Consider the following 24552-nt stretch of genomic DNA (forward strand, 5'->3'; position numbering starts at 1 on the left):
CCGGCCGACCCCGGGCCCCTGGAGGCGTCCGCGTTCCTCTACCCCTGGGACATCAACGGCGACCCGCGGGCCGCCGACGCGGTGGCCGCCCTGGGCGTCCGCCGGGCCACCCTCGCCGCCGCCTACCACTCCACCCGCGCCCTGACCCCCCGCCACCCCCGCCACCGCGTCGTCACCGCCGCACACGCCGCCGTGCTCTACCCGCCCGGCGACCACTGGACGGGCCGTGCCCTGCGCCCCCTCCCGGCCGGTGACTGGGCCCCCGGCGACGCCTTCGGCGAGGCCGCGACGGCGCTCACGGACGCCGGTCTGGACGTGCACTCCTGGGTCGTCCTCGCGCACAACTCCCGCCTGGGCGCCGACCACCCGCACACCTCCGTCATCAACGCCTACGGCGACCGCTACCCCTGGGCACCCTGCATCGCACAGCCCGCCACGCGCGCGTACCTCGTCGCCCTCGCCGCCGAGGCCGCCGTACGCCCCGGCACGCGCGGCACCGAACTGGAGTCCCTGGGCTGGTACGGCCTCGCCCATCTGCACGCCCACGACAAGACCGCCGGGGTCACCCTCGGCGACGCCGGGCAGTACCTGATGTCGCTGTGCTTCTGCGCCGACTGCCGCACGGGCTACGCCGGACAGGGCCTCGATCCCGACCGCCTCGCGGACGCCGTACGCGGCGCCCTGGAGCCGGTCTGGCGCGGCGCCCCCTCCGACGGGGCCTGGGCCGGGGTGGAGAAGCTGCTCGGCGAGGAGCCGGCCGGTGCCACGCGCGCGTGGCGCGACCGCACCGCCCGGAGCCTCCAGGAGGAGGCGGTCGCCGCCGTCCGCGCGGCGGCCCCCGACGGCTTCCGCGTCCTGCTGCACGCCGACCCGGTCTCCTACCACTGCGGCGCCAACGCGGGCGTCGACCCCGCGCACATCCTCTCCGTCGCCGACGGTGTCGTGGTGCCCTGCACGGGCGGCGCCGGGGCGCTGGCCCCGTTCGCCCGGCACGCGCGCGCGGGCCAGGTGCTGGCCGCCAACCTCACCGTGGTCTCCGGCCTGGGCGGCAGCCCCGGCACCCTCACCGTGGACGCCGCCCGCGCGCGGGTGCTGGGCGCGACCGAACTGCGCCTCTATCACGCGGGACTGGCGTCCGACGGCGACCTGGCCGCCGTCCGCGCCGCGCTCCGCTCCAACTGAAGGGCCGTCAGCAGCAGCATGGGCCCGACGGCCAGCAGCACCGGCCCGTACGGCACCGCGCCGACCAGGGCGGCGCCCGCGACCAGACCGATCACGTTCGGAGCGAACATCACGGTGCTCGCGGTGGCCGCCGTACGGCCCAGTACGGCGTCCGGCACGCTCCGCTGCACCGCGGTGAGCGCGGCGATCAGCACACAGGGCAGCCCCGCCCCGATCGCCACCCCCGACACCAGCGCCGCCGCGTCCCACGGCACCGCCCGCAGCAGCACCGCCGCCCCCGTCAGCGCGATGCCCGCCACCGCGAACCGCCGCTCGCCCAGCCGCCGCAACGCCGGTCCCGCCGCCAGCCCGGCCAGCACCGACCCCCCGCCCTGCACCGCGGCCAGCAGTCCCGCGTAGGCGGGGGAGCGGCCGAGGCCCTCCACGACCGCGTACACCAGCGCCCCGTTCACGCCCGCGCACAGCATCGCCGCGCCCCCGGCCAGCACCAGCGGGCGCAGCGCCGGACGCGACCACAGTTCCCGGCCGCCCGCCGCCGTCCGCGCCCACCAGCCCCCGGAGGGCCGCTCAGGGGCCCGCTCCCGCACCCGCACGGAGGCGATCAGGGCCGCCGCCAGGAGGCACGTCACCGCGTCCAGCACGGCCACCGCGGCGCCGCCGTACGCCGCGTACAGGCCCGCGCCCGCGAGCGGCGCCGCCAGCTTCATGCCCTCGGTGGCGGTTATCCGCAGCCCGTTGAAGTCGCCGAGCAGGTCCCCGGGGAGCACGGAGGGCATGAGCGCCGCCTCGGCCGCGTCACTGAGGACCGCCGTGGTGCCGTAGGCGAGCAGCACCGCCAGAATCAGCCACACCCCGGCCGCGGAGTCCACGGTCACCAGGACCGGCAGCAGGACGGCCATGCCCAGGTTCAGCCCCACGAGCAGGGGCTTGCGGCGCACCCGGTCGGCGAGCGGGCCCAGCAGCGGACCGGCGACGGTCGGCGCCCACATCGCCAGCACGCACAGCGCCGCCAGCCCGTCCGAACCCGTCAGCTCCTTCACCCACACCCCGGCCGCCAGCCACAGCGCGTTCGTGCCGAAACCGTTCACCAGCACCGCGCCCAGATACCGGCGCGCGGTGCGGTCCCGGAGCACCCGAGCACCCGTCCACGCACTCGTTCGTGTCGTCGTCATGTCTGGTCATCGTGGGGCTAAGACGGGCATGGACGGATCGGGTACATGCCCTAGGGGGGTGGTGAGGCGGGGGCCGGACAGGCGGTGGGCATGAGGTGGTGGCGGGGAGGGGGGAGGGGGCTGTGGGGCGCCGTGCGGGGTCCCGCCGTGGACAACGGCCCCGCGGGTGGGTGATGAAGGGTGAGGAACGGCGATGAGTGGCGGCGATGAGTTTCGGAGCCCGGGGCGGTCCACATCACCGGAAGCGCGATCACCGGAACCGCGACTCAAGGCACCTCAACCGCAGGCACCACGACCGCACCGCCCATTCCGCCCAGGAGGCACGTCATGACCGACCCCGCGTTCGACCTCGGCCCGCAGTCCCGGATCGTGGCGGAGCTGGCGGCCGGTGTCCGCGACGACCAGCTCGCCGACGCCACCCCCTGCCCCGGCATGGCCGTACGCCATCTCCTCGGGCATCTGGCCGGACTGTCCGTCGCCTTCCGGGACGCCGGGCACAAGCGGCTGGGCACCACCACGGACACCGGCCCCGGCGACCAGGAGCCGGACATCACCCCCGGCTGGCGCGCCGAACTCCCCGTCTCCCTCGCCGAACTCGCCGACGCCTGGCGCGATCCCGCCGCCTGGACGGGTATGACGCGCGCAGGCGGTGTCGATCTGCCCGGTGAGATCGCCGGAGCCGTCGCGGTCGACGAACTGGTCGTCCACGCCTGGGACCTGGCCCGTGCCACGGGGCAGCCCTACGAACCCGATCCGGCCGCCCTGAGCGTCGCCCACACCTTCCTGCTCGCCGCCGCCGAGGACCCCGACCGCGGCAACGGCCTCTTCGGCCCGGTCGTCCCGGTGCCCGACGACGCCCCGCTCCTCGACCGCGCGATCGGCCTCAGCGGCCGGGACCCGCACTGGAAGCCGTGACACCCGGCGCGACGGGATCCGGCACATGTAACACGCGGAAAACCTGAAGTGGGCACAACAAGGGAACAATCCAGCCAGCAACCGCGCACCGCACCGCACCGCGTCACACGGCATCAGTGACACCAGAGACACCAGTGGCCATTGATGGCATCGATCGCCTCGCAGCCGTCGCGCGGTGCGTCGGCGCGCACCGATCCGAACGATCCGCTGGCATCGAGGAGTCCGCCCCTTGTCCGGTTCCCAGAAAGCGGCCGACCGGCCCCGCCCTGCCCCCGACCCCGCGCCCCGCAACGGGGTCGACCGGTACTTCCGGATATCCGCGCGGGGATCGACCTTCGGACGTGAGATACGCGGCGGTTTCGCCACGTTCTTCACCATGGCCTACATCCTGGTGCTCAACCCGATCATCCTGGGCGGCGCCGAGGACGCGTACGGCGACCGGCTCGATCCCGTCCAGCTCACCACCGCCACCGCGCTGGTCGCCGCGGTCATGACGGTCATCATGGGCGTCGGCGGCAATCTGCCGCTGGCGCTCGCCGCCGGGCTCGGCCTGAACGCGGTCGTCGCCTTCCAGATCGCCCCGCTGATGAGCTGGGACGACGCCATGGGCCTGATCGTCCTGGAAGGGCTGCTCATCTGTGTGCTGGTCGTCACCGGGCTGCGCGAGGCGGTGATGCACGCGATACCGCAGCCGCTGAAGCAGGCGATCAGCGTGGGCATCGGGCTGTTCATCGCGTTCATCGGCCTGGTCGACGCCGGGTTCGTCAGCCGGATCCCGGACGCCGCGAACACCACCGTGCCGGTGCAGCTCGGCGGCGGTGGCCAGCTCTCCGGCTGGCCGGTGCTGGTCTTCTGCGCCGGGGTGCTGCTCACGTTCGCGCTGATTGCTCGAAAGATCAAAGGAGCGATTCTGATCAGTATCGTCGTCATGACGATCGTCGCCCTGGTGATCAACTCCCTCGCCGATGTCCGCGTCTGGGGCCTGACCACCCCCGCCTGGCCCGATCGGATCGTCGACACGCCCGACTTCGGGCTGATCGGCGAGTTCAGCCTCTTCGGCGCGTTCGGCGCACCCGAGGTCGGAGTGATCACGGTCGTGCTGCTCGTGTTCACCCTGGTGCTCTCCGACTTTTTCGACACCATGGGCACGGTCGTCGGGATCAGCACGGAGGCGGGCCTGCTGGACCGGGACGGCAAGGTCCCCGGCCTCGGCCGGGTCCTGCTCATCGACGGCACGGCGGCCGTCGCCGGCGGCGCCTCCTCGGCGTCCTCCGCCACCTCGTACATCGAATCGGCGGCCGGGGTCGGGGAGGGCGCGCGCACCGGCTTCGCCAATCTGATCACCGGCGGTCTGTTCGCGCTCGCGCTGTTCCTCACCCCGCTGCTCACCATCGTCCCGCTCCAGGCCGCCGCCCCCGCCCTGGTCGCCGTCGGATTCCTGATGATGACCCAGGTCAAGCACATCGACTGGGACCGCTACGAACTGGCCGTCCCCGCGTTCCTGACCATCGCGGTCATGCCGTTCACCTACTCCATCACCAATGGCATCGGCGCGGGCTTCCTGGCCTACGTCACCATCAAGACCGTGCTCGGCAGGGCCAGGGAGGTGCACTGGTTGCTCTGGAGCGCGTCCCTGCTGTTCCTGGTGTACTTCGCGATCGATCCTCTGGAACAGCTCCTGGGCGTGCGCTGACCCGGCCGGGCGGTCCGCCGACGCCGCCCGACACGCCGGAGACACCACGGGGAGGGGCCTCCCCTGGGCCCCTCCCGGCAGTATCTCCTCGGGCGGCCGTCCGCCCAGGTGTCCTCAGTCCGCGAGGGCGGCCTCCATCGCGGCCTTGGCGACCGGCGCGGCCAGCCCGTTCCCGCTGACCTCGGAGCGCGCCGCGTCCGACTGCTCGACGACCACGGCGACCGCCACCTCCTTGCCGTTGGTGTCGGACTTGGCGTACGACGTGAACCACGCGTAGGGCGTCTGGCTGTTGTTCTCGCCGTGCTGGGCCGTACCGGTCTTGCCGCCGACCGTCGCGCCGGGGATCTGCGCGTTCGAACCGGTGCCGTCCTCGACCACGGTCTGCATGGCCGACTCCAGTTGCTCCGCGGTGGAGGAACTCATGATCCGCTCCGTCGAGGTGCTGTCGTCATAGTTCTCCAGCGTGTCCCCGTCGCTGTCGGTGATCCGGGACACCATGTGCGGCGAGACCAGCTCACCGCCGTTGGCGATGGTCGCCGACACCATGGCGATCTGGAGCGGCGTGGCGGTCACGTCGAACTGGCCGATGCCGCTCAGCGCGGTCTGCGGCTCGTCCATGTCCTGCGGGTACACGCTCTCGTACGCCCGCACCGGCACGTCCTGCTCCGTGTCGTTGAACCCGAACCTCTCCGCCATCTCCCGCACCTTGTCCTGGCCCAGGTCGACGGCCATCTTGCCGAAGACGTTGTTGCAGGAGTACTGGAGCGCCACCCGGATCGTCGCGTTCTCGCACGGCGCCGAGGGGTTCTGGTTGGTGAGCTGGTCGCTGGAGAGCGGCAGGTCGTACGGGTCGGGGCTGTCGGTGCGCTCGTCGACCGACGAGTACAGCCCGTCCTCCAGCGCCGCCGCCGCGACCACCAGCTTGAACGTGGAACCGGGCGGCAGTGGCTGGCGCAGCGCGCGGTTGGTCATCGGCTTGTCCTCGGCCCCGGTGAGCTGCTTCCAGACATCCGGGTTGTCCGTGGTGATCTCGTCGGGGTCGTACGACGGAGTGGACACCACCGCGAGGATCCTGCCACTGGCCGGGTCGATCACCACGGCGGCGCCCTTCTTGTCGCCCAGCGCCTCGTAGGCGGCCCGCTGGACGTCCGGGTCGATCGTGGTGACCACGTCACCCGGGTCGGCCCGCTTGTCGGTGACCGTGTCCATCACGGTCTTCAGCCGTGTGTCGGTGCCGTCCAGGACGTCCTGGTAGATGCCCTCCAGTTGGGTGGCGCCGTAGACCTGGGAGCTGTAGCCGGTGACCGCCGCGTACAGCGCGCCGTCCTCGTAGGTGCGTTTGTACGCGAGGTCGCCGCCGGTGGTTCTGGCGGAGCCGGTGATCGCCTCGCCGGCCACGATGATGTTGCCGAGCGGCGCGCTGTACAGCTCGATCGCGTTCCGCCGGTTGTCGGTGTCGTCCGCGAGGGCCTGTCCGTCGTAGAACTGCACCCAGGTCGCCCTGATCAACAGGGCGAGCACCAGCAGCAGCGAGAAGACGGAGGCTCGCCTGATCGTCTTGTTCATCCCGCTCCATCAGACGAGCGGAGCCGATCAGAACGTTCCCTTCCTGCGCCTTTCTCATGGAACGCTCATTCGATCGAGGTTTGCCAGTCGGATCGAGTCCTGTGGATCCGATCGGATTCCGAGGACCTGATCGGGTTCCGGGGACCTGATCAGGGCCCGCTTGTCCGATCAAGGCGCGCGCATCCGATCAGGCTCCGTGAATCTGATCAGGACCTGCGTATCCGACCAGGGGTCGGCCATCCGACCAGGGTTCGGCCATCCGATCAGGGCGCGTCCAGCGTCAGCACCAGCTCGTCGATCTCCGCGCCCCGAGCCTGCGCGAAACCGCGCTCCCGCCCGGTGACCCGGAAACCGCACTTGGCCAGCACCCGCAACGACCCCGCGTTGTCGGCCGCCGCGCGGGCGTGCAGCGGGCGCTCCGGCACCTCGGCCAGCAGCAGCCGCAGCGCGGCCGTGGCGATGCCCTGACCCCAGTACGCGCGATCGATCCAGTACGTCACCTCGCGGTCCCCGGGATCGCCGTACACCGCGGCGCTGCCCACCACGTCACCGTCCACCAGCACCGTGCGGTTCACGATGTCCCCGGCCGCGCGGATGCGCCGCCAATGGGCCTCGAAGGCGTCCCGGTCGGCCGGGTCGTCGGCGGTGAAGGCGGCCATGCGCAGCGACTCGGGGTCGTTCGTCAGCCGGAAGAACACCGGCAGATCGCTGTCGTGCACGGGCCGCAGCGCCACCTCGGCGGCCGGTGCGGGGCGCAGCCAGGGCCCCTGATGGGCCCGGTCCGTCCCGTCCCCGCGCCCGGCCGGTTCGAAGTGTTCGGTTTGTTCCGTACGGTCCATGGGTCACAGCCTCCGGGTCGCGAGGGTCAGCCGGTCGCGGGCGTCGAACAGGGCGTCCTTGACCATCTGCTCATGGGCCGGGGTGAGCCGCGCCACCGGGATGGAGCAACTGATCGCGTCCCGCGCGGGGGTGCGGTACGGGATCGCCACGCCGAAGCAGCGCAGGCCCAGCGTGTTCTCCTCGCGGTCGACCGCGTAGCCCTGTTCGCGGACCTGGTGCAGCTCCTCGATGAGCCTCTCGCGGTCCGTGATGGTGTTCTCGGTCAGCGCGGGGAGCGTGTCGGGCAGCAGCTTGCGCACCTGCTCGTCGGTGTACGTGCTCAGCAGCGCCTTGCCCAGGGAGGTGGAGTGGGCGGGCAGCCGGCGGCCGACCCGGGTGAAGGGGCGCAGATAGTGCTGCGACTGGCGGGTGGCCAGATAGACCACATTGGTGCCGTCCAGCCGGGCCAGGTGGATGGTCTCCGTGGTGTCGTCGGAGAGCCGGTCGAGGGTCGGGCGGGCGACCGCGACCACTTCGTCGCCGTCGATGTACGACGTGCCGACCAGGAGCGCGCGCACCCCGATGCCGTACCGCGTGCCCGTGGCGTCGGTCTCCACCCAGCCCAGCTCGACCAGGGTCCGCAGCAGCATGTAGAGGCTGGACTTGGGGTAGCCGACGGCCTCCTGGACCGCCGCGAGGGAGTGCATGCCGGGGCGTCCGGCGAAGTACTCCAGCAGCTCCACCGTCCGCACCGCGGACTTGACCTGTGCCCCGCCGCCCGTATCGCCTGCCGACATCGCCCTTGACCCCTTCGTTCGCCGGGAAATAGTCTCCGAGCGGGTGAAGTTCATCATCAGAGACGGTGTTCAGCATATCGAACAGGGTCCGGGTGATGCGGAGAGATGCCGTACATAGTGCGGCATTTTTGCCGTCCGGCACTAGATGCGGCACACATGGGCCGCGCCATGCGGCATGTACGGCGGGCACGTACAGCGGCACATACATCTGAAGGGATCCGCGGTGGCAGCAGCACCAGTCTGGAGTGTCGACCCCCGTACCGGGAAGCAGCGGGAGCAGGTCGCCGTGGAGGCGACACCCGCGGAGGTGGACACCGCCGTCCGGGCCGCCCACGAGGCCCGTGGCGCGCTCGCCGACCGCGCGGTGCGCGCCGCCTTCCTGCGCACCGCCGCCGACCGCCTGGAGGCCGCCCGGGAGGCCCTGGTGGAGGCCGCCGACGCCGAGACCGCGCTCGGCCCCGTCCGTCTCACCGGCGAACTCGCCCGGACCTGCTACCAGTTGCGCGCCTTCGCCGGGATCGTCGACGAGGGCGCCTTCCTGGACGTCGTGATCAACCACCCCGACGCCACCGCCACGCCGCCCGTGCCCGATCTGCGCCGCCACAAGGTGCCGCTCGGCGTTGTCGCCGTCTACTCCGCCTCCAACTTCCCCTTCGCCTTCTCCGTCCCCGGCGGCGACACCGCCAGCGCGCTCGCGGCCGGCTGCCCCGTGGTCGTCAAGGCCCACCCCGACCACCCGGCCCTGTCCGAACTCGTCGCCAAGGTGCTGCGTACGGCCGCCGCCGAGCACGGCATCCCCGCGGGCGTGCTCGGACTCGTGCACGGATTCGACGCCGGGATCGAACTGATCAAGCATCCATTGATCACCGCGGCGGGCTTCACCGGCTCCGTCCGCGGGGGACGCGCCCTGTTCGACGCCGCCGCGGCGCGGCCGGTGCCCATCCCCTTCCACGGCGAGCAGGGATCGCTCAACCCGGTCGTGGTCACCGAGGCCGCCGCCGCCGAGCGGGCCGAGGAGATCGGTGCGGGACTCGCAGGATCGATGACCATGGGCGTCGGCCAGTTCTGTGTGAAGCCGGGCCTGGTGCTCGCTCCGCAGGGTGAGTTCGGTGATCGTTTGATCGGTTCGCTCATGGACGCGGTCAGCAAGGTGGAGGCCGGGGTGCTCCTCGACCACCGGATGCGGGACAACTTCGTCGCCGGAGTGACCGAGCGCGCCAAGCTGCCCGAGGTGGAATCGCCGGTGACCCCGGGCGCGGGCGGCGAGCACACGGTCGGCGCCGGGTTCCTCACCGTCCCGGCGGCCCGGCTGGCCGAGGGCGGCGACCACGATCTGCTCCTGGAGGAGTGCTTCGGGCCGGTCACCGTCGTGGCGCGCTACACCGACGACACCGAGGCCAGGGCCGTGCTCTCCCGGCTGCCGGGCAATCTCACCGCGACCGTCCAGCTCTCCGCGGGCGAGGCCGCCGGGGAAGGGCTCGGCGTGTCGATCCTGGCCGAGCTGACCCCGCTCGCCGGGCGGGTGCTCGTCAACGCCTGGCCGACCGGCGTCGCGGTGGCCCCCGCGCAGCACCATGGCGGGCCGTACCCGGCGACCACCTCCACCTCCACGTCCGTCGGCGGCACGGCGATCGAACGGTGGCTGCGCCCGGTCGTCTACCAGAACGCCCCCGAGGCCCTGCTCCCCGCCGAACTGCGCGACGGCAACCCCCTCGGGCTGCCGCGCCGCTTCAACGGCGTCCTGGAGCGCTGACAACGGCGGACCGGGGACCCCGACCCGCCGCACCGGGCCCGGCCCGGCCTGGAAGAATCCCGCCATGGAACTGGAACTCCCCGAACTTCCGTTCGCCCTGCGCACCTATGGCCCCGACGGACACTGGTCCTACGAGGACGGCATCCTCACCGGGTGGGCGGGCGCCCGGCAGGACCGGTTCGTGCCGCCCACCGGGGAGTCCCTGGACCCGGCCGCGGACGCGCCCCGGCTGCTCGGGGCGCCGGTCGGCGACTTCCAGCTCATCGCGCGCGTCACGGTCGGTTTCGCCGGTTCCTTCGACGCCGGGGTGCTCTACGTGCACGTCGGCGAGCGTTCCTGGGCCAAGCTCTGCCTGGAGTACTCGCCGGACGTGCCCACCGTGTGCACGGTCGTCACCCGCGGCCACTCCGACGACGCGAACTCCTTCACCGTGGAGGGCATCTCCGTCTGGCTCCGGGTCAGCCGGACCGGCCATTCCTTCGCCTTCCACGCCTCCCGCGACGGCGAGCGCTGGACGTTCGTGCGCCTGTTCACGCTGGGGGACACCGAGGCGACGGGGGCCGCGCTGGTCGGCTTCATGACCCAGTCGCCGCTGGGGGAGGGGTGTGTCGTGACCTACGACCATCTGGAGTTCCGCCCGGCCTGGCCGAGCGATCTGCGGGACGGGAGCTGATCGGTTCGACGCCGGCCGATCGGTTCGACGGTGGGTGAGCGCGTCGGAGGTGGCTGAGCGCACATCGGGCGTGGCTGAGTGCATCGGAATGAAACTGTTCGTTTGAACGTTCGTGCATCGGTGCGGAGGGTGTCTCCGTCCCCAGCCGTCTACCGGGAGAACCGTGACCATGCGCGTCGAGATCTGGAGCGACATCGCCTGCCCCTGGTGCTACGTGGGCAAGGCCCGCTTCGAGAAGGCGCTCGCGGCCTTCCCGCACCGCGACCGGGTGGAAGTCGTGCACCGGTCCTTCGAGCTGGACCCCGGCCGGGCCAAGGACGACATTCAGCCCGTGGTCACCATGCTCACCAAGAAGTACGGCATGAGCGAGGCCCAGGCGCAGGCCGGTGAGGACAACCTCGGCACCCAGGCCGCCGCCGAGGGCCTCGCCTACCGCACCCGGGACCGAGACCACGGCAGCACCTTCGACATGCACCGCCTGCTGCACCTCGCCAAGGAGCACGGCCGCCAGGGCGAGCTGATCCAGCTCCTGTACGAGGCCAACTTCGCCGAGGAGCGGTCCGTCTTCGGCGACGACGAGCGGCTCGTCGAGATCGCCGGCGCGGCCGGACTGGACCCCGACGAGGTGCGCAAGGTTCTCGCCGACCCCACCGCCTACGCCGACGAGGTCCGCGCCGACCAGCGCGAGGCCGCCCAGCTCGGCGCGAACGGGGTGCCCTTCTTCGTCCTGGACCGCGCGTACGGCGTGTCGGGCGCCCAGCCGGCCGAGGTGTTCGCGCAGGCCCTCACCCAGGCGTGGGGCGAGCGCTCCCCGCTGCGGCTGATCGAGGACGGCGGTGACGCCTGCGGCCCCGACGGCTGCGCGGTCCCGCCCCGCCCCTGACCGCCGCACTCCTGACCGTCCCGGCCCCCCCCCGCGGGGGGCGTCCACGGAAGTGCAGGCCGGGGCCCGGCCATAAGCGCTCCTTGGGTGATCCGCGCAGATGTCCGTGATGGACTTCGACATGCGGTGCCCGCACAGTAGAGGCATGGAGACGTTCGAGAGCCTCGTCCGTGCCGAGTTCGCCCCGAAGAACACCTTCCTGAACACCGCCAGCAACGGCCTGCTCCCGGCCCGCACCGTCGCCGCCCTGGACCGGGCCGTCCGCATGCGGGCCGAGGGCATCCCCCTGGGCCCGCTCTACGAGGACGTGGAGACCGTCCGCGCGAGCGTCGCCCGGCTGGCCGGGGTGCCCGTGGGACGGGTCGCCGCCGGGGCGTCCGTCGCCGAGTTCGGGGCCCTGATCGCCGCGGCGCTGCCCGCCGGGGCCGAGGTGCTCATCGCCGAGGCCGATTTCGCGTCCCTGGTGAACCCCTTCCACATGCGCGGCGACCTCAAGGTGCGCTCGGTGCCGCTGGAACGGCTCGCCGAGTCGGTCCGCGCGGAGACGGCACTCGTCGCGGTCAGCGCCGTCCAGTCCGCCGACGGGCGGCTCGCCGACCTGGCCGCCTTGCGCGGGGCGGCACGCGCGCGGGGCGCCCGTCTCTACGTCGACGCCTCCCAGTCGATCGGCTGGCTGCCGATCGATCCGGACGACTACGACTTCCTGGCCGCGGTCGGGTTCAAGTGGCTGCTCGGACCGCACGGGGTGGCGTTCTTCGTGGTTCCCGAGGACCTGGGCGATCTGACGCCGCTGCTCGCCGGGTGGGTCGCCGGAGAGGTCCCCTGGGACAGTTGCTACGGCCCGGTCGAGCAACTCGCCCGCTCCGCCCGCCGCTTCGACATGAGTCCCGCCCTCTTCACCCACGCCGGGCTGCGCGCCTCCCTGGGGCTGATCGAGGAACTCGGGGTCGCCGCCGTGCACACCCATGACGTCGCCCTCGCCGACCGCTTCCGCGCGGGCCTGCGCGACCTGGGCCACGAGCCGGTCCCGGCACCCGGCTCGGCGATCGTCTCCGTACCCGGTCTGGGCGGGCATCAGCCGGGGCTCAGCACCCGGGGCATCGAGGTGTCCGACCGCGCGGGCAATCTGCGCGCCGCCTTCCACCTCTACAACACCCCCGACGACGTGGACCGCCTGCTGGCCGCGCTGTCGGACTGAGCAGCGCCGGGCACGGTCGGGCGGGGGCAGCCGGGGAACCGTTCCGAGGGCCTGGGGCCCAGGGCCGGGGCCCGGGCCTTGGGCGGCGTCTACGAACCTGCGCTGGACGTGCCTGGACGTGCCTGGACGTGTCTGGACGTGCCTGTGTGGGACCCCGTGCGGTGGACGCGCGGGTGGGCCCGCGCTGGACACGCCAGGGTGGGCCCGCCCACGCTGGACACGCCAGGGTGGGCCCGCCCACCCCCCCGGTCGGAACGCGGCGGGCCCACCCGCACACCGGCGTGGACGCTTGATCATGAAACCCGAACCTGATCAGCGCACCGGCGTGAAGTCCCGCGCGCCGATGTACTCCGGGCGTCGCACGGGCGCCGCGAACGGCTCCACCGCCGCGTTGTCCACGCTGTTGAACACGATGAACACATTGCTGCGCGGGAACGGTGTGATGTTGTCGCCGGAGCCGTGCATGCAGTTGCAGTCGAACCAGGTCGCCGAGCCCGCCCGGCCGGTGAACAGGCGGATGCCGTATTCGCCCGCCAAGGTGGTGAGCGCCTCGTTCGAGGGTGTGCCGGCGTCCTGCATCTGAAGCGACTTCTTGTAGTTGTCCTCGGGGGTCGCGCCCGCGCAACCCAGGAACGTGCGGTGCGAGCCCGGCATGATCATGAGCCCGCCGTTGGTGTCGTGGTTCTCGGTCAGCGCGATCGACACGGACACCGCCCGCATACGGGGCAGACCGTCCTCGGCGTGCCAGGTCTCGAAGTCGGAGTGCCAGTAGAAGCCGCTCGCGCCGAACCCGGGCTTGACGTTGATCCGGGACTGGTGGACATAGACGTCCGAGCCGAGGATCTGGCGGGCGCGTCCGACCACCCGCTCGTCCCGCACCAGCCGGGCGAACACCTCACTGATCCGGTGCACCTCGAAGACCGAACGGATCTCCTGCGAGTGCGGTTCGATGATCGAACGATCATCCGCCCTGATCGACGGATCAGTGATCAGCCGCTCCAACTCCTGCCGGTAGACGGCGACCTCGTCGTCGGTGATCAGTTGATCGATCGCGAGGTAACCGTCCCGTTCGTAACCGCTCAGATCGGTCGCCGGGATCGGGCCCGGGGCGCCGGGGGCGCTCCAGACGACCGGATCCTGCCGGGGGGCGGTCACCTCGGCGGCACCGCGGCTGGGGTACAGGTCGGTGATCGTGGTCATGGCGGTCACACCTCCTCGGAGTCGGGGCCGGGGCCGGGGTTGCCCGAGCCCGATCCCGAGTCGGGTTCGGTGAGCAGTGGATAGACGCCGTTCTCGTCGTGGTCCTCCCGCCCGGTGACCGGCGGGTTGAACACGCAGAGGCAGCGGAAGTCCTCCTTGACCCGGAGCGTGTGCCGCTCATGGCCGTCGAGGAGGTACATGGTGCCGGGCGTGATCGTGTGGGTCAGCCCGGACTCGTGGTCGGTCAGCTCGGCCTCGCCCTCGACGCAGACCACGGCCTCGATGTGATGGGCGTACCACATCGACGTCTCGGTGCCGGCGTAGAGGATCGTCTCGTGCAGTGAGAAGCCGACGCGCTCCTTGGCGAGCACGATGCGTTTGCTCTCCCAGGTGCCGGACGCGGCCCTCACATGCCGGTCGGTGCCTTCGATCTCCTTGAATGAGCGAACGATCACGGTGGTGCGATGCCTCCTCGGCTGGATCGGACAGAACGGAATCGGACAGAAGAGAATCGGATGGGACGGAACCGGACGGCACGGAACCGGATGGGACGGGACGGGATCGGATGGGACGGATCGAACTGAACGGGCCCGGCCGGGTCAGACGGTTTCGCGTACCGCGCGGGCCAGGGTCTTCAGGCCCTCGTCCAGTTCGTCCGGGGCGATGGTCAGCGCGGGCAGCAGTTTGACGACCTCGCCCTCGGGGCCGGACGTCTCGATCAGCAGCCCGAGATCGAACGCTCGCCGGGCGATCCGACCGGCCCGGTCCTTGTCATGGAACTCCACGCCCCACACCATCCCGCGCCCGCGGTACTCCTTGATGTCGGCGAGGTTCTCCTCGGTGATCGAGATCAGTGCGCGTTCGATCTGTTCACCGCGCTCACGGGTCTGCTTCTCCATGGCGGAGCCATCGGCCCAGTACGTCTCCAGGGCGGCCGTCGCGGTCACGAAGGCGGGGTTGTTGCCCCGGAAGGTGCCGTTGTGCTCGCCCGGCTCCCAGACATCCAGCTCGGGCTTGAACAGACACAGGGACATGGGCAGCCCGTAACCGCTGATCGACTTGGAAACGGTCACGACGTCTGGAGTGATCCCGGCCTCCTCGAACGAGAAGAACGCGCCCGTCCGCCCGCAGCCCATCTGGATGTCGTCGACGATCAGCAGCATGTCGCGCCGCTCGCACAGCCCGGCCAGCGAGCGCAGCCACTCGGGGCGGGCCACATTGATGCCGCCCTCGCCCTGCACGGTCTCCACGATCACCGCGGCGGGCTGGTTCAGCCCGGACCCCTGGTCCTCCAGCAGCCGTTCGAACCACAGGAAGTCCGGCACTCGACCGTCCAGATAATGGTCGAACGGCATGGGCGTGCCGTGCACCAGCGGGATCCCGGCCCCGGCGCGCTTGAACGCGTTGCCGGTGACGGCGAGCGAGCCGAGCGACATGCCGTGGAAGGCGTTGGTGAACGACACGATCGACTCGCGGCCCTTCACCTTCCGCGCCAGTTTCAGCGCGGACTCCACGGCGTTGGTGCCGGTGGGTCCCGGGAACATCACCTTGTACGGCAGATCGCGCGGGCGGAGCACCAGATCCTGGAACGCGCTCAGGAACGACCGTTTCGCGGTGGTCGACATATCGAGGCCGTGGGTGACCCCGTCGCGCATCAGATAGTCGATGAGCGCGCGTTTGAGCACCGGGTTGTTGTGTCCGTAGTTGAGCGAACCCGCACCGGCGAAGAAGTCCAGGTACCGGTGGCCGTCCTCGTCGTACATCAGGCTGCCCTGCGCACGGTCGAACACGGTGGGCCACCCGCGGCAGTAGCTGCGCACCTCGGACTCCAGGGTCTCGAAGATGCTCAGGTCGGGCTGGGTGATGGTCACGGTGAATCGCTCCTCAGTGCGAAGGGGCTCAGTGCGTAGGGGTACGTAAGGGTGCGTAAAGGTGTGTAGGGCTGAATGGGCCCGGTGAGCTGAGTGGGCCTGGTGGCCTGGGTGGGCTCAGCGGGTCGGCGGACGGGGTGGGCTCAGCGGGCCGATGCGGTAGAGGACCTCGGGGGCGTGCGGGCCGTCTGGGAACAGTTCCGCGCCGAACAGCACCTCGCGCTCCACCCGGGCGCCGTGGCGGTCGGCGTAGGCGGTGAACAGCCGCTCGGAGGCGGTGTTGCCGGGCGTGATGGTGGTCTCGACGCCGGTCAGGGGCCGTTCGGCGGCGATCCGGGCGGTCAGGGCGTCCAGCAGTCGCGCGGCGAGCCCCCGCCCCCGGTGCGCGGCGGCCACCGCCACCTGCCACACCAGCAGCGTGCCCGGCCGGTCCGGCCTGAGGTACCCGGTCACGAACCCGACGGGTGTGCCGTCCCCGGCACGGGCCACCGCCGATGTGGCCGAGAAGTCGCGGCACCACAGCAGATAGGCGTACGAAGAGTTCAGGTCAAGATTTCCGGATTCCTTGGCGAGGTGCCAGAGCGCCGTACCGTCGGCCACTGACGGACGGTCGATCTGGAGGTCTGCTTGTGCGGCAGTCATGCGAATTGAATTTAGCGAGGTAAATTTGAAATTTCATGGGCGGTGAGACTTGGGTCCGGGGCGCTGCTGTGTTATCGCGCGGGCGTGAGAGTGCAGGTCGGAGGCCGCGATATTGCGGGTATTTGTCCGTAGTAAATCAACACAAAAGGGTCTGCTTGTGGAACGTGTCACAATCATGTAACCCTCGCGGTGGCGGCCCGGATTGCCTTCCTGGTGTTCGCGGAATCTTGGTGTTTAGGTGGGGGGATAGCGGGCAGAAGAGAAGAGGTTTCTGCTCTCATTTGAATCTTACGATTCAAGTCGGATTCTCAGGAAAGCGCCCGCGCCAATAACGGTCCGCCAAGTACTTACGAGCCCCCGAAAATCAACCGTGCCGGGCCCGTGTCCCGCCCCCGCCCGCGCCCTGGAAGGGTGCCCTGAACGGCCGCCCGGGATCATTTCCCGGCTTCCCGGCTTCCCGACTTCTTTCTGGCTTCCTGGCTTCCCGGTTATCCGGCTCCCCGGCTTCCCGGTGGCGCCCCGCGCCGCTGTGAGACCCTCGTGCCCGACGCATCTGAGGGGGCATCACATGACCGACCACCGCATCGAGTTGGCCGACGAGGCCGTGCGCGACGAACTCCTCGTCGCCGCCGCCCGCGCGACCGGGCGGGACGTGGCCTTCGAGGTCGGTGACATCGAGCTGGAGTTCGCCGTCGAACTGCGCAAGGAGGTCAAGGGCGGGGTCAAGGTCAAGGCATGGGTCGTGGAGGCCGGTGCCGACGGCGGGCTCGGCACCAGCCGCACCCACCGCGTCGCCGTCACCCTCCGCGCCCTGGACGCCCGTACCGGCCGCCCGTGGAAGGTGCGTAACGACAGCCGGGGGAGCACGGCCGGGTTCGGCCGGGGTACGGCGAGCGGTGACCTGCCCGGCGGCGACGGGGCCCGGTAGCCGTGGGCATCACCGGAGGCGCCGACTCCGCCGGGTTCGCCGACTCCGCGGAGTTCGCCCTCGACCGTGTCGTGGTGGTTCAGGGCACGGGCGAGGACGCGGGCCAGGGCAGCGGCGTCCTGCTCGACGCGTATGTCGTCCTGACCGCCGCGCATGTCGTGGCCGGTGAGGACATCGCCGAGGTGATCCACCCCGCCTACGGCCGCCCCGTGCCCTGCAAGGTCGCCTGGACCTCCGCGGAGCTGGACGTGGCCCTGCTCGCCGCCGACCTGGTGGTGATCGGCGGTGAGCGGGCCGCCCCGCTCGGCGCGATCCGTTACGGCCGGATCGCCACCGCGTCCCCCGTCCCGCACTGCCAGATCGTCGGCTTCCCCGACATCCAGCGCTACGGCCCCCGTGACCCCCACAGCTCCCACGGCACCCCGGGTGACGAACTGGAGTACGACCAGTACGAGGTGAGCGTGCTGCCCATGGCCGGGCGCGTACGGGACCTGCTGGTCTGCCAGCTCGGCCAGTCCGCCGCCGACGAGCACGGCCCCGCGGGGTCCCCGCTCGCCGGGCTGTCCGGGGCACCGGTCTTCGCCGGAGCGGTACTGCTGGGCGTGGTCACGCAGGTGCCCAGGTACCGCCACCACCTCCGCATCGAGGCCGTCCCGGTCGAGACCGCGATGAGGGCGGCGCAGCGGGAGTTCGGCTGGTCCGCCGGGACCTTCGAGGACGTCACCGAGGTACACCCCCAGGACGAACGGTTCGAGGCCCGCTACGCCGACGATCTCAAGGCCCAGTACCGCAGGACGGAGATCTTCGGCATCGAGGAACTCGGCCGGGGCGAGTCACGCTGGGACCTCGACACGGCCTACCACAGCCTCGAAGCCGTCGGAACGGCCCCTGAGAGGGCCACCGGAACAACCCCGCCCGGAGCAACAACCCCGCCAGGGACGGCCCCGCACGGAGCAACCCCGCCCTGGACGGCCCGCGGGGCGGCCCCCGGGACGGTGCCCGGGAGCGTGCCCGGAACAACGGTGCCCGAGACAGCACCTGAACCGGCGCCAGGGGCGGCACCCGGAATGGCCCCTGGGAGGACCCCCGGGACGACCCCAGCCACGCCCCCCGGAATGGCCCCCGGGACGACCCCTGGAATGGCCCTCGGGACAGGCCCGGAGACCGCACCCGACCCCTCGCGCCGGCGCATCGAGACCCTGCTCACCGACCGCCCCCGTGCCCTGCTGCGCGGCGAGGCGGGTGCCGGGAAGACCACCCTGGTGTGGTGGCTCGCCGCGCACGCCGCGACCGGCACCCTGGACCGGCGGCTGCGCGAACTCAACCACCTCGTCCCCTTCGTCGTCCCCCTGCGCAAGGTCCACGCGCGCGGGAGCGGTTTTCCGTCTCTTGAGGAACTGCCCTCCACCGGCCGCGTCCTCAGCGAGGAGCCGCCCCCGGGCTGGGTCCGGCGGGTCCTGGCGGCCGGACGCGGCCTGCTCCTGGTGGACGGTCTGGACGAGGTCCCGGAGCGGGAGCGCGAGGAGGCCCGCCGCTGGCTCTCCGTCCTGCTGGACCGCTACCCCAGGACCCGCTGCCTGGCCACGGTCCGCCCCAACGCCGTCCCCCGGCACTGGCTCGCCGCCGACGGGTTCACCGAACTGAACCTGCTCCCGATGAACGACGACGACATCGACGCGTTCGTACGGGCCTGGCACACCGCCGCCCGCCTGGAGTGCGGGCGCCACGGCACACCGGGCACCGCGGACGAGGAGCGGGCGCGTCTCAGCACCCTGGAGGAGTCCCTGCTCCACCAGCTCCAGGAGAACGACGCGCTGCACACCCTGGCCCGTACGCCGCTCCTGTGCGCGGTGATCTGCGCGCTGCACCGGCGCCGGGGCGGCCTGCTGCCCACCACCCGCTGGTCCCTGTACCGCGCGGCCCTGGCGATGCTCCTGGGGGGCCGTGACGCGGGCCGGGGGGTCGTCCAGGTCGATCTGACCCTCGACCCCGACGAACAGCACGCCCTGCTCCAGCGGATCGCCATCTGGCTGGTCCGCACCGGACGGCAGCAGATGACCCGCGCCGAGGCGGGCCACCAGCTCGGCCTCGCCCTGCGGGACATGCCCCGCATCCGGTCCCAGAACGTCACCGCGGACCGGGTCCTCCAGTTCCTCCTCGACCGCAGCGGCCTGCTCCAGGAACGGGGCGACGACGACATCCAGTTCATCCACCGCACCTTCCAGGACTTCCTGGCGGCGAAGGAGTTCCAGGAGAGCGGGTACGTCCTGGAACTGCTGGCCCACGCGCGGGACGAGGAGTGGCGCGATGTGGTGGTCATGGGGGCGGGACACGCGACACGCCAGGACGCGCAGCGACTGATCGAGCAATTGATCGAACAGGGGGACGCCGCCGGGCAGCGCCCGGAACGGTTCCATCTCCATCTGCTCGCGGCGCGCTGCGCGGTCGGACTGCTCTCCCTGGACGAGGGCCTGAGGGGGCGCATACGCGGACGGGTGGGGGCGCTGCTCCCGCCGGAGTCGAGCGCCGAGATCCGGGCCGTCTCCGAGCTGGGTGACTGGGTGGTGGACCTTCTCCCCGGGCCGGAGAGACTGGCGGACGAGGCCGCCCAGAACGTCGTCCAGGCGCTGACGGGCATCCGGAGCACCTCGGCGCGCGGCGCCCTCAGGGCCTACGTCTCCCATCCGAACAGCATGGTGCGCATGCAGATCGTCTGGGGCTGGATGAGACAACCCCTGCGGGAGTACGCCCGCGAGGTGCTCACGGGCATGCACGCGCCCGCGCTGACCGTGCGCACCCCGGAGCAACTGGCCACCGTGGCATGCCTGGCCTCGGTCGAGCTGCTGTGGCTGCCGGGCGACTTCACCTCCGGGGAACTCGCCGCGCGGCTTCCCGCCTCCGGCACCCGGCACCTCCACCTGCGAGGCAACACCCGGGTCGAGGACCTGGACTTCCTGCGGGGCAGGACAGACCTGGAGACGCTGATGGTGGAGAACTGCCCGGCCCTGCGCGACTTCTCCGCTCTCGCCGGGCTCGGGCTGGAGGTTCTGGAACTCGGTGGCGAGACGGTGCCCGAGTGCTGGGATGCCGTCTCCGCGTCGGCCAGTCTGACCGGCCTGTACCTCGTCGGCGGACACCTCCGTGATCTGCTTCCCGACCGGGCCGTTCCGAACATCGGGTGGCTGGGTCTCACCGACATCAAGAGCGACATCGATCTGGAAACGATCATCCAGGTGTTCACCGGTGTGCGATCGATCGATGTCCGGTGGACTACCGATCAGGACGCACGCCCCCTGGTGATCGACCTGACCCCGCTGCACTCCCGCCCCACCGTCACCATCGAGTTCTGGGCGGACGACCTCGAACGCATCGGCTTTCTCGGAGAGAAGGACATGGGTGATCGTTTGCTGATCAGACGATCACCGTCCACCGCGCCGGAGCGCGCCTAGCGGCCCTCCGCCGCCCTCAACGCCCCCACCACATCCACATCCAGTCCCTGCTCCGCCATCGCCACCCCGAGCCCCGTCAGACACGCCCGGACCGCCCCCGGTGTGGCGTCCGTGCCGTAGTGGTTGACGCGGATCATCTCCTTGGCCAGGGCGCCCCCGCCCGCCGCCAGCGGCAGGGACGGGTCCGCGGCCAGGGCACGGGCGACCAGGTCGGACGCGATCACCCCGGCCGGGGCGCGCAGGGTCGTGGCGACCGGCGCCGCGTCCCGCGCCTCGTGGACGTACGGCTCCAGGCCGCCGCCCAGCGCCAGCGCGCCCGCGCGCGTCCCGGCGGCAGCCGCCGCGTGGCGGGCCATGACCGTGTCCGGCCCCTCCGCCTCGATGCGCGCCACGCACGCCTCCAGCGCGAGCATCTCCAACTGCGCGGGCGCGTGCAGCAGGGCCCTTCGGCCACCGTCGATCCAGCGCTCCTTCCAGTCCAGGAGGGAGAGGTAGGAGCGGCGCGGGGCGCGGGGGTTGTCCGCCATGCGCGTCCATGCCCGTTCGCTCACCGAAACGGCCGACACGCCGGCCGGACCGCCCATCGCCTTCTGCGCGCCGATCACGCACAGGTCGACACCCCAGGCGTCCGGCAGTACCGGTTCTGCGCCCACCGAGGCCACGGCGTCCAGATAGAACAGGGCGCCGTGGGCCCGTACGACCTCGCCGATCTCGGCGACCGGGTTGGTGTTGCCGGTGGCCGCCTCCGCGTGCACCAGGGAGACGAAGTCGATCTCCGGGTGCTCGGTCAGGGCCTCGCGGATCTGGTCGGCGGTGACCGCCGTGTGGAAGGGCACCGCCAGGTCGCGCACGGTCGCGCCGCAGTCCCGCAGCCAGTCGCCGAAGGTCTGGCCGTAGGGGCCCGTGATCACGTTCAGCGCGGTCGTCGAAGGGGTCGCCGTCGCGCGGATCGCGCCCTCCAGCGGGAGCAGTGCCTCGCCCTGGGTGATCACCACGTCCTGGCGGGTGCCGAGCAGCCGGGCCACCCGGTCCTCGATGGCGGCGAAACGCCGGGCGCTCAGCGGGGCGAGGTCGAGGAAGGGGTGGGGCACGGTCACGGGGTGCTCTTTCGCTTTCGGATGGCGGTTGATCTATGGAGAGAGATGGGCGATCTATCGATCTATCGAGCTGCTGATCTGTTGATCGAGCGATCTGTTGATCGAGTCGGATCGATCAGTCGGTCGGTCGATCTACCAGTCGGTCGATCTACCAGTCGGTCGGTCGAACAGTCGACCGGTCGACAGTCGGTCGAGCAGTCGGTCGGTCGATTGAGCGACGCCATCGAGAGTAACCGGCACACATCCCGCCCCACCCGCCGGATCGGCCCCGCCCGGCGATAATTACGCTGGTCGGCATGAGCGACGCGCTGCATGTGAAGGGGCGGATCCTCGTCGGACCGGACGACGTCCGTGACGAACTCTGGGTCCTGGACGGCCGTATCTCCTACGACCGCCCCCGCACCGCCCGCGACCTCCGCACCGTCGACGGCTGGGTCCTGCCCGGCCTGGTCGACGCCCACTGCCATGTCGGCCTCGACCGGCACGGGCCCGTCTCCGACGACGTCTCCGAGAAGCAGGCCCTCACCGACCGGGAGGCCGGTGCCCTGCTGCTGCGCGACGCCGGGTCGCCCTCGGACACCCGCTGGATCGACGCCCGCGACGACCTCCCGAAGATCATCCGGGCCGGCCGTCACATCGCCCGCACCCGCCGCTACATCCGCAACTACGCCTGGGAGATCGAACCCGGGGACCTGGTCGCGTACGTCGCCCAGGAGGCCCGGCGCGGCGACGGCTGGGTCAAACTGGTCGGCGACTGGATCGACCGCGAGGCCGGTGATCTGACCGCGTGCTGGCCGCGCGAGGCCCTGGCACCGGCCATCGCCGAGGCCCACCGGCTCGGCGCCCGGGTCACCGCCCACTGCTTCGCCGAGGACTCGCTGCGCGACCTGGTCGAGGCCGGCATCGACTGCATCGAGCACGCCACCGGCCTCACCGACGACCTGATCCCGCTGTTCGCCGCCCGCGGGGTGGCGATCGTCCCGACCCTGGTCAACATCGCCACCTTCCCGCGCCTCGCCGACGGCGGCGAGAGCAAGTTCCCGCGCTGGTCGGCCCATATGCGCCGGCTCCACGAACGCCGCTACGACACCGTCCGCAACGCCCATGACGCCGGGATCCCGGTGTTCGTCGGCACCGACGCGGGCGGCACCCTGCCGCACGGGCTGGCGGCGGCCGAGGTCGGTGAACTGGTGACCGCCGGGCTCCCGGCCGTGGCCGCGATCTCGGCGGGGACCTGGGCGGCCCGCGCCTGGCTCGGCCGTCCCGGCCTGGACGAGGGCGCCCCCGCCGACCTCGTCGTCTACGACCGGGACCCGTGCGACGACGTCCGCGTCCTGACGGACCCGCGCCGGGTGGTGCTGAACGGGCGGGTCGTCGTCTGACGGCGCCCGGCCCCGTCCCGGCGGCCCCAGCCCACCCCCTCACCTCGCCCCGGCCTTCGGCCTTGCCCGGCCCTCAGCCTCGCCCCGGCGCCCGGTTGACGGAGCGTGACGAAGACGAGGTCGGGTCGTTGATCACCTTTCGCGGCATCACACCGCACGCCGCCCCCGCCCCCTCCCGCTCGAATGTCCTCTGGTGCTCCGGTGAAGTCCTGGAACAGCCGTGCCGAAAGATTCGAAAACATGCCCGGAAACCCCACGTTTGGGTGAAGTGACGCAGGATCGCCGCCCGTTCACTCTCCGTGCGTAATTCTTACGGGGTCCCAAGCTTGTCTCTTCTGGGGGTCCCACACCTTGAACGGCACCACCAACTTCCGTATGCCCGCACACCGGTTCGCGCCCGTCCGCGGACTCGCGGTCGTCGCCACCGCCACCGTCCTGGCCGCCGGTCCGGCGGCCCTGGCCGGAGCGGGTTCCGCGCACGCCACCGAGGAAGGCCGCGCCGACGCCGTCGTCCTGCGTACCGCGCTCGATGTCAGCCTGCTCAACAAGACCGTGAACGTCCCGCTCGCGCTCAGCCTCAACGAGGTCGAGGCGCCGCGGAGCGCCGAGAAGACCGCGCTCACCGCCCGGCTCGACGGCGTCGACGGCGGAAAGCCCTTCAGCGTCCTGAGCGCCGAGGTCGCCGAGGCCAGGGCGACCGTGGAGAACGGCACCGCCGAGGGCAGCACCCGGCTCGCCCACGCCAAGCTGCACGTCCCCGGGCTGCCGCTGCTCTCCCTCATCGAGGTCGAGCAGGTCACCGCCAAGGCGACCTGCGTCGCGGGCGGGAAGCCGGTCGCCGAGTCCCAGGTGCTCGGCTCGGTCACCGTCCTCGGCAAGAAGGTCACGCTGAGCGCGGGCGGCACCACCGAGGTCGAGGTGCCGGGCGTGGGCGAGGTCCGGCTCGACCTGTCCAAGCGCGAGACCACGTCGAGGACGGCCGCCGCGACCGCCCTCGAACTCAACGTCTCCGTCAACCCGCTGGAGCTGAACGTCGCCGAGGTCAACGGCGTCGTCACGCTCGCCCGGGCCACGTGCGAGGCCCCGGCCGCCCCCGCCGTCACCGAGCCGTCGGCGCCCGCCGAGTCCGAGAAGCCCGGCCCCGAACCGGCCGCCGAGGAGGAGCCCGCCGTCGAGCCCCAGGGCGGCAAGGGCACCGAGGCCAACCTCGCCGAGACCGGCGGCAACTCCATGACCCCGTACCTCGCGGGCGGCGCGGTCGCCCTGCTGGCGGCGGGCGGGGGAGCGGTGGTCCTGGCGCGCCGCCGGAACGGGTAGCCCCGGCCGGGGGCG

General features: G+C 71.6%; 20 protein-coding genes. 11 read left to right on the top strand and 9 right to left on the bottom strand.

All coding sequences use genetic code 11. The annotated features are described in order from the left end of the window. Window positions 1–18 precede the first annotated feature (18 nt). On the top strand, window positions 19–1182 hold the full coding sequence (locus AB0O01_RS15520; protein ID WP_365313773.1) for a hypothetical protein: 1164 nt from the start codon (window positions 19–21) through the stop codon (window positions 1180–1182). On the opposite strand, the gene AB0O01_RS15525 is transcribed toward AB0O01_RS15520, so the two are convergent. Then, window positions 1119–2354: an MFS transporter gene (locus tag AB0O01_RS15525; RefSeq protein WP_365313606.1), complete on the bottom strand. Its 1236-nt coding sequence runs from the start codon at window positions 2352–2354 to the stop codon at window positions 1119–1121. The genes AB0O01_RS15520 and AB0O01_RS15525 overlap by 64 nt on opposite strands. A 327-nt stretch (window positions 2355–2681) precedes the next feature. On the opposite strand from AB0O01_RS15525, the gene AB0O01_RS15530 reads away from it, so the two are divergent. Continuing rightward, window positions 2682–3269, top strand: coding sequence for a TIGR03086 family metal-binding protein (locus AB0O01_RS15530; protein ID WP_365313608.1), 588 nt, complete (start codon window positions 2682–2684; stop codon window positions 3267–3269). A 229-nt stretch (window positions 3270–3498) separates the two neighbouring features. Then, window positions 3499–4962 (top strand): NCS2 family permease, encoded by a 1464-nt coding sequence (locus tag AB0O01_RS15535; protein ID WP_365313610.1) that lies wholly within the window; start codon window positions 3499–3501, stop codon window positions 4960–4962. A 114-nt stretch (window positions 4963–5076) separates the two neighbouring features. On the opposite strand, the gene AB0O01_RS15540 is transcribed toward AB0O01_RS15535, so the two are convergent. From AB0O01_RS15540 to AB0O01_RS15550, 3 genes are all read right to left on the bottom strand, one after another. Further along, window positions 5077–6528 (bottom strand): penicillin-binding transpeptidase domain-containing protein, encoded by a 1452-nt coding sequence (locus tag AB0O01_RS15540; RefSeq protein WP_365313611.1) that lies wholly within the window; start codon window positions 6526–6528, stop codon window positions 5077–5079. A gap of 263 nt (window positions 6529–6791) precedes the next feature. Then, on the bottom strand, window positions 6792–7367 hold the full coding sequence (locus AB0O01_RS15545; RefSeq protein ID WP_365313613.1) for a GNAT family N-acetyltransferase: 576 nt from the start codon (window positions 7365–7367) through the stop codon (window positions 6792–6794). Between the two features lie 3 nt (window positions 7368–7370). After that, complete coding sequence (locus AB0O01_RS15550) at window positions 7371–8144, bottom strand: IclR family transcriptional regulator (RefSeq protein WP_365313614.1); 774 nt, start codon at window positions 8142–8144, stop codon at window positions 7371–7373. 223 nt (window positions 8145–8367) lie between these two features. Here AB0O01_RS15550 and AB0O01_RS15555 point away from each other — a divergent pair, with 223 nt between their 5' ends. From AB0O01_RS15555 to AB0O01_RS15570, 4 genes are all read left to right on the top strand, one after another. Continuing rightward, complete coding sequence (locus AB0O01_RS15555) at window positions 8368–9897, top strand: aldehyde dehydrogenase (NADP(+)) (protein WP_365313615.1); 1530 nt, start codon at window positions 8368–8370, stop codon at window positions 9895–9897. Between the two features lie 64 nt (window positions 9898–9961). After that, the gene (locus AB0O01_RS15560) at window positions 9962–10570 is read left to right on the top strand and encodes a DUF1349 domain-containing protein (RefSeq protein WP_365313616.1); all 609 of its coding nucleotides are present in this window, start codon (window positions 9962–9964) and stop codon (window positions 10568–10570) included. Window positions 10571–10739: 169 nt separating this feature from the next. Beyond that, the gene (locus tag AB0O01_RS15565) at window positions 10740–11453 is read left to right on the top strand and encodes a DsbA family oxidoreductase (RefSeq protein ID WP_365313618.1); all 714 of its coding nucleotides are present in this window, start codon (window positions 10740–10742) and stop codon (window positions 11451–11453) included. 145 nt (window positions 11454–11598) lie between these two features. Further along, a complete protein-coding gene (locus AB0O01_RS15570; RefSeq protein WP_365313619.1) occupies window positions 11599–12651 on the top strand; it encodes an aminotransferase class V-fold PLP-dependent enzyme in 1053 nt (350 codons plus the stop codon). Between the two features lie 312 nt (window positions 12652–12963). On the opposite strand, the gene thpD is transcribed toward AB0O01_RS15570, so the two are convergent. The 4 genes from thpD to ectA form a co-directional block, all read right to left on the bottom strand. After that, window positions 12964–13851 carry an ectoine hydroxylase gene (thpD, locus tag AB0O01_RS15575; protein WP_365313621.1) on the bottom strand — a complete coding sequence of 296 codons (888 nt, stop codon included), beginning with the start codon at window positions 13849–13851 and terminating at the stop codon, window positions 12964–12966. A 5-nt stretch (window positions 13852–13856) separates the two neighbouring features. Beyond that, window positions 13857–14306, bottom strand: coding sequence for an ectoine synthase (locus AB0O01_RS15580; protein WP_365313623.1), 450 nt, complete (start codon window positions 14304–14306; stop codon window positions 13857–13859). A 144-nt stretch (window positions 14307–14450) separates the two neighbouring features. After that, window positions 14451–15722, bottom strand: a complete 1272-nt coding sequence (ectB, locus tag AB0O01_RS15585) for a diaminobutyrate--2-oxoglutarate transaminase (protein WP_365313625.1) — start codon at window positions 15720–15722, stop codon at window positions 14451–14453. A gap of 117 nt (window positions 15723–15839) precedes the next feature. After that, window positions 15840–16364 (bottom strand): diaminobutyrate acetyltransferase, encoded by a 525-nt coding sequence (gene ectA / locus AB0O01_RS15590; protein WP_365313626.1) that lies wholly within the window; start codon window positions 16362–16364, stop codon window positions 15840–15842. 568 nt (window positions 16365–16932) lie between these two features. Between ectA and AB0O01_RS15595 the strand changes: the two genes are divergently transcribed. Beyond that, a complete protein-coding gene (locus AB0O01_RS15595) occupies window positions 16933–17292 on the top strand; it encodes a trypco2 family protein (RefSeq protein WP_365313627.1) in 360 nt (119 codons plus the stop codon). A gap of 2 nt (window positions 17293–17294) precedes the next feature. Continuing rightward, window positions 17295–20741, top strand: coding sequence for an NACHT domain-containing protein (locus AB0O01_RS15600; RefSeq protein ID WP_365313629.1), 3447 nt, complete (start codon window positions 17295–17297; stop codon window positions 20739–20741). Here the strand turns inward: AB0O01_RS15600 and AB0O01_RS15605 are convergent. Beyond that, a complete protein-coding gene (locus tag AB0O01_RS15605; RefSeq protein WP_365313775.1) occupies window positions 20738–21832 on the bottom strand; it encodes an aminotransferase class V-fold PLP-dependent enzyme in 1095 nt (364 codons plus the stop codon). The genes AB0O01_RS15600 and AB0O01_RS15605 overlap by 4 nt on opposite strands. A 302-nt stretch (window positions 21833–22134) precedes the next feature. Between AB0O01_RS15605 and AB0O01_RS15610 the strand changes: the two genes are divergently transcribed. Together AB0O01_RS15610 and AB0O01_RS15615 are read left to right on the top strand one after the other, a co-directional pair. Continuing rightward, the gene (locus AB0O01_RS15610; RefSeq protein WP_365313631.1) at window positions 22135–23220 is read left to right on the top strand and encodes an amidohydrolase family protein; all 1086 of its coding nucleotides are present in this window, start codon (window positions 22135–22137) and stop codon (window positions 23218–23220) included. Between the two features lie 375 nt (window positions 23221–23595). After that, a complete protein-coding gene (locus AB0O01_RS15615; RefSeq protein WP_365313633.1) occupies window positions 23596–24537 on the top strand; it encodes an SCO1860 family LAETG-anchored protein in 942 nt (313 codons plus the stop codon). The last annotated feature ends 15 nt before the right edge of the window (window positions 24538–24552 follow it).

The sequence above is a fragment of the Streptomyces sp. NPDC093252 genome, from assembly GCF_040683675.1.
Lineage (GTDB): Bacteria > Actinomycetota > Actinomycetes > Streptomycetales > Streptomycetaceae > Streptomyces.

Coding starts and splice junctions, on each gene's coding strand:
- AB0O01_RS15525 (WP_365313606.1), bottom strand. CDS start 2,354: ATGACGACGACACGAACGAGTGCGTGGACGGGTGCTCGGGTGCTCCGG.
- AB0O01_RS15530 (WP_365313608.1), top strand. CDS start 2,682: ATGACCGACCCCGCGTTCGACCTCGGCCCGCAGTCCCGGATCGTGGCG.
- AB0O01_RS15540 (WP_365313611.1), bottom strand. CDS start 6,528: ATGAACAAGACGATCAGGCGAGCCTCCGTCTTCTCGCTGCTGCTGGTG.
- AB0O01_RS15545 (WP_365313613.1), bottom strand. CDS start 7,367: ATGGACCGTACGGAACAAACCGAACACTTCGAACCGGCCGGGCGCGGG.
- AB0O01_RS15550 (WP_365313614.1), bottom strand. CDS start 8,144: ATGTCGGCAGGCGATACGGGCGGCGGGGCACAGGTCAAGTCCGCGGTG.
- AB0O01_RS15560 (WP_365313616.1), top strand. CDS start 9,962: ATGGAACTGGAACTCCCCGAACTTCCGTTCGCCCTGCGCACCTATGGC.
- AB0O01_RS15565 (WP_365313618.1), top strand. CDS start 10,740: ATGCGCGTCGAGATCTGGAGCGACATCGCCTGCCCCTGGTGCTACGTG.
- AB0O01_RS15570 (WP_365313619.1), top strand. CDS start 11,599: ATGGAGACGTTCGAGAGCCTCGTCCGTGCCGAGTTCGCCCCGAAGAAC.
- thpD (WP_365313621.1), bottom strand. CDS start 13,851: ATGACCACGATCACCGACCTGTACCCCAGCCGCGGTGCCGCCGAGGTG.
- ectA (WP_365313626.1), bottom strand. CDS start 16,364: ATGACTGCCGCACAAGCAGACCTCCAGATCGACCGTCCGTCAGTGGCC.
- AB0O01_RS15595 (WP_365313627.1), top strand. CDS start 16,933: ATGACCGACCACCGCATCGAGTTGGCCGACGAGGCCGTGCGCGACGAA.
- AB0O01_RS15610 (WP_365313631.1), top strand. CDS start 22,135: ATGAGCGACGCGCTGCATGTGAAGGGGCGGATCCTCGTCGGACCGGAC.
- AB0O01_RS15615 (WP_365313633.1), top strand. CDS start 23,596: ATGCCCGCACACCGGTTCGCGCCCGTCCGCGGACTCGCGGTCGTCGCC.